Origin of the sequence: Rhizobium bangladeshense (assembly GCF_017357245.1) — a bacterium.
GTDB lineage: Bacteria > Pseudomonadota > Alphaproteobacteria > Rhizobiales > Rhizobiaceae > Rhizobium > Rhizobium bangladeshense.
On record NZ_CP071613.1, the window covers coordinates 131,682 to 142,964 of the forward strand.

The 11,283-nt window shown below is 61.7% G+C and carries 9 protein-coding genes and 1 pseudogene; 3 read left to right on the forward strand and 7 right to left on the reverse strand.

Annotated elements, in window-relative coordinates; genetic code table 11:
- Nucleotides 1-40 precede the first annotated feature (40 nt).
- Nucleotides 41-526 carry a fasciclin domain-containing protein gene (locus J2J98_RS21575; protein WP_207603506.1) on the forward strand — a complete coding sequence of 162 codons (486 nt, stop codon included), beginning with the start codon at nt 41-43 and terminating at the stop codon, nt 524-526.
- 29 nt (nt 527-555) lie between these two features.
- Nucleotides 556-780: a DUF378 domain-containing protein gene (locus tag J2J98_RS21580; RefSeq protein ID WP_064708318.1), complete on the forward strand. Its 225-nt coding sequence runs from the start codon at nt 556-558 to the stop codon at nt 778-780.
- Nucleotides 781-862: 82 nt separating this feature from the next.
- Here J2J98_RS21580 and J2J98_RS21585 read toward each other — a convergent pair whose 3' ends face one another.
- From J2J98_RS21585 to J2J98_RS21595, 3 genes are all read right to left on the reverse strand, one after another.
- On the reverse strand, nt 863-2,143 hold the full coding sequence (locus J2J98_RS21585) for an NRAMP family divalent metal transporter (protein ID WP_138394708.1): 1,281 nt from the start codon (nt 2,141-2,143) through the stop codon (nt 863-865).
- Between the two features lie 663 nt (nt 2,144-2,806).
- On the reverse strand, nt 2,807-3,118 hold the full coding sequence (locus J2J98_RS21590; RefSeq protein ID WP_064708320.1) for a DUF982 domain-containing protein: 312 nt from the start codon (nt 3,116-3,118) through the stop codon (nt 2,807-2,809).
- Nucleotides 3,119-3,612: 494 nt separating this feature from the next.
- Entirely contained in the window at nt 3,613-4,512 is a 900-nt protein-coding gene (locus J2J98_RS21595; protein WP_207603507.1) for a LysR family transcriptional regulator, read from the reverse strand.
- A 118-nt stretch (nt 4,513-4,630) separates the two neighbouring features.
- Between J2J98_RS21595 and J2J98_RS21600 the strand changes: the two genes are divergently transcribed.
- Nucleotides 4,631-5,494, forward strand: coding sequence for an NmrA family NAD(P)-binding protein (locus J2J98_RS21600; RefSeq protein WP_207603420.1), 864 nt, complete (start codon nt 4,631-4,633; stop codon nt 5,492-5,494).
- Between the two features lie 75 nt (nt 5,495-5,569).
- On the opposite strand, the pseudogene J2J98_RS30430 reads toward J2J98_RS21600, so the two are convergent.
- From J2J98_RS30430 to J2J98_RS21615, 4 genes and pseudogenes are all read right to left on the reverse strand, one after another.
- A pseudogene (locus J2J98_RS30430) lies at nt 5,570-5,665 on the reverse strand (LysR family transcriptional regulator); the annotation flags it as partial.
- A gap of 38 nt (nt 5,666-5,703) precedes the next feature.
- Nucleotides 5,704-7,410 (reverse strand): adenylate/guanylate cyclase domain-containing protein, encoded by a 1,707-nt coding sequence (locus J2J98_RS21605; RefSeq protein ID WP_207603421.1) that lies wholly within the window; start codon nt 7,408-7,410, stop codon nt 5,704-5,706.
- 245 nt (nt 7,411-7,655) lie between these two features.
- Nucleotides 7,656-10,061, reverse strand: coding sequence for a protein kinase domain-containing protein (locus tag J2J98_RS21610; RefSeq protein ID WP_207603422.1), 2,406 nt, complete (start codon nt 10,059-10,061; stop codon nt 7,656-7,658).
- A gap of 41 nt (nt 10,062-10,102) precedes the next feature.
- On the reverse strand, nt 10,103-11,233 hold the full coding sequence (locus tag J2J98_RS21615; protein ID WP_207603508.1) for a serpin family protein: 1,131 nt from the start codon (nt 11,231-11,233) through the stop codon (nt 10,103-10,105).
- Between the last annotated feature and the right edge of the window lie 50 nt (nt 11,234-11,283).

Below are 11,283 nucleotides of genomic sequence, written 5' to 3' on the forward strand. Positions count from 1 at the left end.
CGGTGTGCATTTCGCACCCGTTATCGAGAGGAGAAATGCCATGAAGTTGAAAAACCTTTTGTTTGCTACGGCGATCGCCCTCGGCAGCAGCGTCAGCGCGTTCGCCGCGGAGAAGGATGTCGTCGGCACTGCCATGGACGCGGGTCAATTCAAGACGCTGGGTGCCGCGCTCGAAGCGGCAGGCCTGGTCTCCACTCTCAAAGGCGCGGGCCCGTTCACGGTCTTTGCTCCGACCGATGAAGCCTTCGCCAAGCTGCCGGCTGGTACCGTTGAAAACCTGCTGAAGCCGGAGAACAAGCAAAAGCTCACTGCGATCCTCACCTACCACGTGGTCGCAGGGAAGGTGATGGCTGCCGACGTGGCGGGTATCGATGAAGCGAAGTCGCTAAACGGCAAAATGATCGACATCGAAGTCGAGGGCTCCACCGTCAAGGTCAACGACGCCGCCGTCACTGCTGCCGATGTTGCCGCCTCGAACGGGGTCATCCATGTCGTCGACAAGGTGATCATGCCTCCGGAAGGCTGACCGCTCACCCCTCAACCTGGAGAATAACCATGAAGTTCATCAACATTCTTACGCTCATCCTCGTCATCGTAGGCGGGCTGAACTGGGGGCTGGTCGGACTGTTTAGCTTTGACCTCGTGGCGGCCATCTTCGGGGCTGGCTCGGGGCTCGCCCGGATCGTTTACATCCTGGTGGGGCTCTCGGCTGCCTGGCAGATCATCCCGCTATTTTCTGCAACGGGCTCCGGCGAGCTTGCTGCTGGCCGGAACCGATAGGACCTTCGGAGGGACCCGCCTATCTCGTCGGCGGTTCCCTCCGTCTTGTGCCGGATGGACATGCGGCTGGCTTTGAGCCGGCTCAGAACAGGAACATGCCGACGGTGCTCAGGCCCATGACGAGCGCCGTGAAGCCGCTGATGTAGACCATCCAGCGCGGCGCCTTGAGTTCTCCCATGATGGCCGGGTTTCTGGCCATCATGACCATCAGGACGATGATGGGAGTCGCCAGAACACCGTTGACGACCGCGCTCCAGAACAGGGCCCGTACCGGGTCGAGGCCCATCATTGTGACCGCAACGCTCCCGAGGGTGGCGACAACGATGGTGGCGTAGAAAGCTTTCGCTTCCTTCAGCTTCTTGTCCAGACCTTCCGGCCAACCGAAGCTCTCGGCAACGGCGTAGGCAGCAGAACCCGCGAGGACCGGCACCGCCAGCAGCCCTGTGCCGATGACGCCTGCCGCAAATACCGCGAATGCGAATTCCCCCGCCACCGGCTTCAGGGCTTCCGCCGCCTGGGCCGACGTCTCGATCTTGTCGATGCCGTTCACGTGGAGCGTCACCGCGGCCGCAACGATGATGCAGAGCGCCACGAGATTGGAGAAGCCCATGCCGACAAGCGTGTCCATCCGAATGCGGCCGAGTTCAGGCTGCGCGATCTCGGGGTTCCGCCGCAGGCGGGCGAGCTTTCGGCGTCTCAGTTCCTCGACCTCCTCCCCGGCCTGCCAGAAGAAAAGATATGGACTGATCGTCGTGCCGAGGATTGCGACGAAGGCGGTGAAGTGGTCCCCGGTGAATTCGAATTTTGGCATAAGGATACCGCTCATCGCCTCGCCCCACGGGACCCCGACGACGAGAACGACGGCGACATAGGCGAAGAGCGACAAGGTCAGCCACTTCAGGACGGACACGTAGGCGGGGTATGGGACAAAGACCTGGATGATCGCGCAGAGAATGCCGAACAGGAGAGCGTACACGACCTCGGGGCCGCCGACGAGCAGCCGGAGCGCGGCTCCCATCGCAGCGAGATCGGCCCCGATGTTGATGAAGTTAGCAATGAACAGCAGGGCCATCGCGCCATAGGCGAAGTGCCGATGGTAGTGGAGCTTCAGGTTCTTGGCGAGGCCTTTGCCTGACACCGCGCCGATGCCCGCGCTCAATCCTTGGACCGCGCTCATCATCGGGTAGCTGAAGATCATGGTCCAGCCGAGAGTGTAGCCGAACTGGGCACCGACCTGGCTGTAGGTGGCAATCCCACTTGGATCGTCGTCCGCCGCACCTGTCACCAGACCGGGACCGAGAGCCTTTAGTAAACTGGGGCCATCCTGCCGCGATGACTGGAGACGAGGTGACGAAGCGTCCATTGCCGTGTTCACTATTTCGGATGCAGCAACAATGCTCTAGAGGGTGATTGGGTTCCGAGCGCCCGCGTTGGACGATCGTTAACGAAAGCGCGCTGGTGTACCGACCAACACGAGCACGAGCCTTTCGCCCGCCCCTGCATTGACCGACACTGTTGATGCCGTGCGGCACGGCCTCGGCCCGAGCGATGTCGCGTTGGCCATGAGACTTCGAAAAGTGGCTCGGACTGCGTCCAAGGATTCGGTGGACGTGCATGGTAGCTCGAGCGGTACAGCGCCTGAGTCGCCTATGCCGCGTTCAAATTACTCTGTTCAGTGAATTGGGGCAGATCAGGGCATGCGACCTTCCCCGGCCCTGGCGACGATGCGACCCATGTCTCCCTGCCGGGACGAGGTTCGAGCGGATGATGCCGGCCTATGAGTGCGAAACCGATTCCGCACATTGTCCGCTTCAGGTCAAAAATGCCTTTGCGGCACCTTCAGACTTCCCAATTCGGGTTAGATCACGTCGACACACGCAGGGTACTAAGAATCCGTTTTCCGAGATTCCAAGCCTCGAAGTTACCAGTCCGCTTCCGGCCGCAAACCGGTGGTTCCTTAACACTGAGGCCAACGACTGTTGCTGGCGCAATCTTCTAAAGGTGAGAAGCCCGCTTGAAGCAAGCACTATATTCGCATTGTCGGCGGAGCTACCTTCCGTCGTTCACCCATTCCCTGCGGAACGAGCGACAGAGTAGCGATACCCGCCTCGTCGGCCGCCCGCAGAAGCACTTCGCGGAACTGTTCTGGGGCAATTTTGCCGGTGATGGCGTCGACGCAAGCTTTAACGGCAGCCATGTATTCCTCGCCGTCATCGCACGGCCAGTCATTCATCAGGAGGCGTGCCGCATCGCCCAATGTCCACACGATCTTGCGAGATTTCGTACCTCGCAAAGCAAACCCGACAGGCGTGAATGCTGATGATGTATTCCAGCACATTGTACCCAACCCCTCAACGCACGGATACTGCAGTCCCATCGTTCAATGTACGCGCGTATTTAGAAATTTGGAATTGAAATCTTTGGATGGACGCTGCTTAAACGAGAGCATTCGCAATGAAGAAGACAGGGGCGCTCCGAACCTTGTCAGAGCGCCCTTCGCTGCGGCGTCAAGCGTTGCTCCGGTGGATCCATTCCGGCTTTTGCTAACTACCGGCGCGGCCTCTCCCGGACTAAGCTTTGTCAGGGCGAGTCCGTCCTTCGGCCTCAGGTATTTGGCTTTGAACAGAAGCATAGCTCCCGGCGCGACATAAGAGATCCGTCCCCAGTCTGGCGATTGATTGGGAGGTGCAGTTGAAAACGGATCCCGCTGCATGCCCGTGTACCTCCCGAGCATCATGTCCACGCGCCAGCATCGTGCAGCTGGGCAGCTCCCTAGAACCTCGATTAACTTCGGTCTGCTGTTGCTGATCGTGAGGGCGCAGGCAGCGGCATCTAGCTGACGATTTCGACGCAGAAGTCAATAAAGGCGCGAACCTTGGCCGGCACATGATGGCGGGAGGTGTAGAAGCAGTGCAGCGGAAAGGTCTCATCTGGCCAATCCGGATAGAGATCGACCAACTCACCGCAGTCGAGATAAGTCTTCATGCCGAGCGAGAAGACTTGCGCAATGCCGATCCCCGCGAGACAGGTGGCAAGCGCCGTGCCGGCATCATTGACGAGGACACGGCCACGAGTTTCGATCGGCACCACCTTCTCTCCGCGCCGCAACTCCCATTCGAAAGGCCTGCCCGTCAAGGGGTCCTGATACTGGATGCAGGTATGATCGGCCAGGTCGGCAGGCAGCTTCGGCGTGCCGTGTCGTGCAAGATAGGACGGCGCGGCAACCGTAATCACCCTCGTGCGAAAAAGCTGCCGGGCAATCAGCGAGCTCTTCGCCGGGATTTCGCCAAAGCGCACCGCCACATCCATCCCGTCGGCGACGAGATCGCCGATCTCGTTCCTTGTCACCACCTCGATCTGAACATCGGGATAGCGGTCGAGAAAGGTGCCGAGCTTCGGCCCGAGGATCAGCCGCGAAAAATAGGGATCGACATTGATCCGCAGCCTCCCACGCACCGTGTGCGTCGTCCCGGCCGCATAGGCAGCTGCTTCTTCGATGCCGCCAAGTAGCGGCACGACCTGTTCATAGAAACGTGTGCCGTCATCGGTGAGCCTCAGGGAACGGGTCGTCCGGTCGAGCAGGCGTACGCCGATGCGGCTCTCAAGTCGCGCCACCGCCCGACTGACTCCAGAAGCTGTCAGCCCCAACGCCTCGCCTGCCCGCGCAAAACTGCCGCTCTCAACGACGGCGGCCAGCACGCTGACCCCATTCAGCAATCGTCCGTCGAACATCATCCGGTTCCTGATATTTTGTCATGAATTATCTGACAAAAGGGCAATTCAGTCAAAGGCGGCTTTGGCGCATCTTTCATTCATCGCGGCGCAGGCCGCTGCCAAAAGGAGTCCGAGAATGTTTGCAGTGACTGGTATAACAGGTCAGGTCGGCGCCGTGGTCGGCGCGAAATTGATGGATCAGGGACTGGCCGTCCGTGCAGTCCTGCGCAATGCGGAGAAAGCAGGCGCCTGGCGGGATCGCGGTGCGAGAATCGCCATTGCGCAAATGACAGACGCATCGTCCCTCGCCCTCGCCTTCGAAGGCGCCGAGGGCGTCTTCCTGCTTCTGCCGCCAAGCTTCGATCCTGCGCCGGGTTTCCCGGAGGTAAAGGCAACCATCGAAGCACTGAAGACGGCGCTCACAAAGGCATTGCCGAAGAAGGTGGTCTGCCTGTCGACGATCGGCGCTCAGGCAAAGGAGGAGAACCTGCTGAGCCAGCTCGGCCTTGTCGAGCAGGCTCTGTCGACACTTCCGATGCCGGTCGCCTTCCTGCGCGCCGGCTGGTTCATGGAGAATTCAGCCTGGGACATCGCGCCTGCAAGGGAGAGCGGCATCATGCCAAGTTTCCTGCAGCCGCTCACCAAACCCGTGCCGATGGTTTGCGTGCGCGATGTCGGCGCCGTTGCGGCTGAAATGCTGCAGGAGGATTGGACCGGTCAACGCATCGTCGAGCTTGAGGGCCCTTTCCGCATCACGCCGCTGCAGATGGCGGAGGCCTTCTCTGCCGTGCTCGGCAAGACGGTCCGTGCTGAGCCCGTTCCAAGAGAGACATGGGAAGCGCTATTTTTGGGCCAGGGCATGCAGAACCCCCGACCCCGTATGCGCATGCTTGACGGCTTCAACGAAGGCTGGATCGAGTTCGAAGGCGGCGAGGCCCGATCGCGCAAGGGTACAACGACCTTTCAGACGGCTATCCGCAAACTGGTTGAACGCGGTTGATGAAAAAGGCCATGGCGGCTTCAGAAATCCCACAGCGCCAGACCATCGTCTTCCTGGCATCGCAGGCTGCGAGCCATGGCCGAGGCAGAGGTGGTCGGTTAGCGCCTTCGGCGAGGCCGGTCGGCCATGGCGGGCAAGATAGTCCGGCGAGGCGGCGAGAATACGCCGATAGGCGTGAGCGAACGAATCGGGATTGTCCCCGCCCGCTGTCACGCCTCCGGCAGGCCAGCCTTTCGAAAGCCGTCGACAAAGTGGTCTCGTACGGATGCATCGCGCAGCGGCTGGGAGCTGATCCAATGACCGATCGTGAAATGAGGGTGGGCGATCAGGAACAATTCTGCTTCTCGCCGCGCCTCCTCATGGTGGCCCAACTGCGCAAGCGCAGCAGCCAGGAATTTGCGTGAGTTGGTACGATACGTGTCTTTCTTGCGGAGTGTAGCGGCTGCCGCCTCATAGTTACGCGCAGCGTATTGCGCCTGCCCAAGATGACAAAGATACCAGCAGGCTGGATAGGGATTGAGCCGCAGAGCTTTTTCGATCTGCGCCAGTCCGTCGGCAATCCTGCCGTCCAGCACGGACATGTCAGACATGGCAGCCCAGGTGTCGGCGTGGTTGGGGTCCAGCTCCAGGGCCTTGGCAAAGGCGGCCTCCGATTCCTCCCATCGCCGCTCATAAGCCAAGATGGTCCCTAGAACGTAGCGGCAGCCGGCATCGTTGGGATCCAGGTCGACCGCCTTCTGCGCTGATGTCACCGCCATCCGGCGGTTAGGATCTTCGGGCTCGCCGAAATGAGTCCAGGCTAGCCAACGGTTATAGGCGAGCAGACCGAGCGCCTCGGCATAGGATGGCTCGAGCTTGACCGCGCGCTGGAGCAGCATATAGGCCTCACGCTCGGTTTGCGGGGATTCTTCCGTCAGCAGGCGGGCGCGCACACACAGGTCGTAGGCCTCAAAGTTCTTCGGCCGATTGCGCGGCGACGGAATGGTCAGCCGGCCGACGAGAGCTTCAACAATCTTGGCGTTGACCTCATCCTGCAACTCGAAAACATCTTCCACCGTCCTGTCAAACCGTTCGGCCCACAAGTGCTGGCCGCCAAGCGTGTCGACCAATTGGGCATTGATGCGGACACGGCCCATCGCGCGTCTGGCACTCCCCTCGAGGACGTAGCGGACGCCGAGTTCCTGGGCGACGAGCCGTACGTCGACCGGCTTGCCCTTGTAGCCGTACACGGAATTACGCGCGATGACGAACAGGCCAGCCGTGCGGGAAAGGTCGGTGATCAGGTCTTCAGTCAAGCCGTCGACGAAAGGCTCGTCCGCTTCATTCCCACTCATATTCGTGAACGGCAATACAGCGATCGAGGGATTTTCCGGCAGCGGCAATATGCTCTGCAGCGCATCCGGCCAATGCCACACGTGGACTGGGCGGGTCAGGTTCTTCAGGTAGCGTTCGCCTGCATCGAAGAACTGCTCGGCGATCTTGCCGACGATCTCGCCGTGAACGCTGGCAGAAATGCAGATACCTCCTGGCGCGGCCTGCGTCTCGAGGCGCGCCGCGACATTGACCCCATCGCCGAGGACGTCCGAAGCCTCGTCAATGACATCTCCGAGATTGACGCCCACGCGTAAAAGCAGGCGCCGGTCTCCGGAAGCCTCAACGGCAGAGGTGCCCCGTTGCATTTCCAACGCTGCTGCGACCGCGTCCACCGCGCTGCCGAATTCGATCAGGAAGCCGTCGCCCACGACCTTGAAGATGCGACCATTGTGACGCATCACAGCCGGCTCGATAACGCCAGAACGGAGTTCCCTGAGGTTATCAAGCGTTGCGGCTTCATCAGCCTCCATCAGGCGTGAATATCCCACCACATCGGCAACGACGATGGCGGCAAGGCGACGCTGAAGAGAATGGTTCGTCATTTGAGGACAAGCCCAACGACCGAGTTCCCAAGTTATTGTTCAAGCGCGGGTGAGTCAACAAAAGCTAAGAGGTACCGCCCAGGCGACCTCCACCTCCATCAAGCCGATACTGCCCAAACGAACCGGCCCTTCAAAGGCACTCCATCGCTGGGAGTCCATGGCGGAGCGGTATCCTCCTCTTTTCCCCGGCGGGGGAAAAGGTGGGGCACACAGCTCACCCTGTTCAGTGCCCACCCTTCCGCCCCTCACCGCAGCTCAGCACTGACACGAAAAATCCCGCCGGCCGAAGCATCCGAGCAGACGACGAAGGTGGAGCCCTCTTGCGCCATGAAGGCGACATTGCCGCCGGCCTCGCAGGGGGTGGCGCTCCATTGCAGGATGATGTCGCGGTTGTCGGGCAGTTTTTCCGTCGTCAGCTTGACGGCGCTCGCCATCCATTCCGTCGCCGAAGGCAGGTGGACGGGGGCGTTCAGCTGTTTCGACAGCCAGGCGGTATAGTTCTGCGCCTCGGCGAGCGGAACGTCGTCGGCCGGCTGCTCGGGATTGCCGGCATAGGCCTGGGCTGTGGCGAGGTCCGAGTTGGCGGTGTAATACGCTGCCATCTCGGCGCGGGTGACGGCTTTGGCCTGCATGCAGAAGGATTTTTCGATCTTCACGGCGCCGTTGGCGACGCCGAGCATGCCGCCGAGCTCCTGCAGCGACGAGGTCATCAGCCGGACATTGTCAAGCGAATAGCTGCCCGCGGGGATGGTCTCGAAGGCGACATTCGGCGCAACTGGGCAGAAGCCGCGCGCCGACAGCGCTTCGAGATCGGCAAGGATCGGCTGGTAGGCTGATATGGCGAGCTTGTAAGCCTCCGCGGTGTAGCGGCCATCGGCCTCGATCAACTTCGGCGCCAGTGCGGCAAGCGTGGGATCGGCGGCACCGGCGCGTGTCGTCAGGGAGGCGTGGAGATCGGTGACCTTCTGCTTGAGCGCCGTCGCCTCACCCTTGGCCGCCATGACATCCGATATCAGCGCGTCGAACAGCTTGGCGGCGTCGCCGTAGCCCGAGGCCGCGGCCGGCAGCTGCCATTGCTCGGCCTTTGCCTTGGCCTCCGTCATCAGGCCGCTCGCCTTGGCGACATCGGGGCTATCGCCGGCGCCGATGCGGGTGACGGTTTCGCGTTTTGCCGCGGCGTCCCTTTCGGCCGCAGCCAGCGTGGTCAGCGCCTTGGCGAGATCGTCGTAAGCCGTTTTCGCGGCCTCATAGTTGTCGACTGCGCCATGCATCTTCTGGGCGGCGGCGCTGTCGGCGGCGGCCTTCATCTTGCCATCAGCCTCGGCAAAGCTCGGCGCCTTGTCGCCGCCGGCGGCGGCAGCGGCTGATTTGGCTTTCTCGGCATTTTGCTTGGCAATGGCAATCAGGGACTTGCCGAGGCTGATGGCCGCCTTCTGGTAGCCCGGAAGAGCCTTCTTATAGTCCTCGTCCTTGAGCAAGGCATCGGCCTCGGTCAGCGCCGCGGCGCCGGCATCATAGGAAAGCTTCGCCTCGTCGCCGGACGGGCGTTCCGGCGCCTTGGCGGCGATCGCTTTTTCCCTGCGGCTTTCGGCTTCCTTCTTCCAGGTGCCGACATCGGCGACGAGCTTTGGATCCGGGCGCAGCAGCTTCGGGATGGTGACGACGCCGACGCCGATGCAGATCAAAAGCAGCGCACCGATCATCGAGAGATGCGCGAGCGTCCATTTCTTCCGTTTCGGGGTTTCCGGCTGTTGCGGCATGCCGCCGCGCGGATCCCAGGCCATCGGCTGGATGCCCGTGGTCACGCGACTGAATTCGCCGAGCGCATCGGCGCCCGTGCGCGGGCGCTGGGCCGGGTCGCGGCTCAGCATTCTTTCGATAAGGCTGGCCAGCCCCTCGGGAAAACCGGGGATCAGCACATCAAGTCGTGGGAGGATATTGGACGGGTCGAGATGGATGTTCTTCCAGCTCTGCTCGCGCTGGTGTTCGTCCTCCCAGACCATGACGCTGTCGAAGACGCTGGCATAGGTCTGCCGCGGCAGGAAGAGCTTGTAGGCGATCATGCCCATTGCGTAGATATCGAGCGCCGCGGAGGCGGAGAAGGTGCCGCTGGCGTAGATCTCCGGCGCCCCGAATTCCGGCGCGTAGGGCGGGATGATGTGCTCGCCGATTTTGGAGATCAGGTGCAGGTTTCCGATCCTGACCGAAAGGCCGGAATAATCCTCCGACACGTAGATGCACTGGTCCGTCAGCGCATTATGGGCGTAACCCGCCCCGTGCAGCGTCGCCAGCCCTTCGAGGATGTGGCGGCCGATTTCGACGGCGCGGTCATAAGCGACCATCTCGGTTTCATCGAGATACTGCCGCAGCGTCTTCGACGGCCGCTTCTCGACGATATAGAAGTTGTCGTCTTCCGGCGATGGCGGGATGAGATCCTCGATCTCGACGAAGCGCCGCGCCGTCAGCGATTTGGCCTCGTTGATCGATGTCCAGACCCTCTCGAAGCGCGCCTTGTCCAGTTTCAGCGCCACGTCAGGCGCGACGATGAAGACCGAACGATCCATCCGCTTGTCCTCAGCCGGATAGACGATGAACTCGTTCTCATAGACCGGCTCGCCGATCGTGTAGCGGGCGATCAGATCATTTCTCATGCACGTGTCCCCCTGCCATCTTTGTCTTCATCAACCGCATGCTATTCGCCCGCCAACAGCGGATCGCCGATCAGGCCGGCTGCCAGAAAGAGGCCGGTCTTCGTATCCCGGAGCGCGAAGGCGAAACGGGCATCCGCTGTCACCCGGACCAGTTTCGGATCGATGCTCCGCTCGGTGATAACGGCCGTTGCCGCCGCCGCTTCCGTGCCGTTCTCATCGACCTTGATCATCGTCTTCTGCAGGACCCGCGACAAGCTGATGTTTTCCGTGGTGAACCCCGGAAAGGTCGCATCCTTGGCTTTTTCGGGCGTCAGGCCCATCGCATGGAGTACCGGCATGAAATCACGCCCGTCATTGAGGGAAAAGCGGGGCAGGAAGATTTCGCCCTTGGCTGGTTCGAATTTCTCGCCCTGGAGCCAGGAGGCAAGGGTTTTGAGATCGGAACCGCCAACGCCGGAGCGGGCGGCGATCACCACCATACGATAGGTTTCACCGGCATAGGCGAGGTCGACGGCTGCGAAACGATCATCGGCGCGGAATTTCTGGCCATCACCGGCAAGATGCATCATCGGCACGGAGATCGTCGAGCCGTCCGGCCGCCGGAAAGGGGCTGGAGGGCTCTGAGCCTCAAAGGCGGTTTTCCAGCGGGCTTTGAAGGAGAGAGCTCCGAGGCTGACGAAGCCGCCGCCCGGTGGGGTTGCCACGATCGCCGGGATGGCGTCCCGCGTCGCCTGTCTGACCCAGCCGTTGATGTGCTCGACGGATTGCGGCCCATCGAGATCCTCGATCGACGGCCTGATGCGGTGATCGGCGAGCATGGCGAGGGCATCGGGAACGAGCGTCAGTTTGTCGTCGAAGACGATAGCAACCCCTGACGCCAGCGGCGCATCCGCCGCCGCCGGCGTCTTCGGGGTCATCGCGTCGAGCACCTTCTCCGGTCCCTTTACGGCATCGCCGAAACCAAGACCTCTGGCAATGGCCGCCTTGCCCGCATCCGAGGCGCCGAGGCTTGCAAGACCCAGAGCGGCGGCAAGGCTTGCCGGCGACACCATGATGTTTGCCGCCCCTTCCTTCGCCAGAGTACGGTCGATCAGATCGACTGCGAGCCCGGCCTGCGCGGCCAGGACCTCTCTCGTTTCGGCGTCGCCCGCATGGGCCGGCGCCAGCGTCATCAGGCAAGCGGCGAGAGCAAGTCCGGCAAAATTGCGCCGCGATTTTGCGT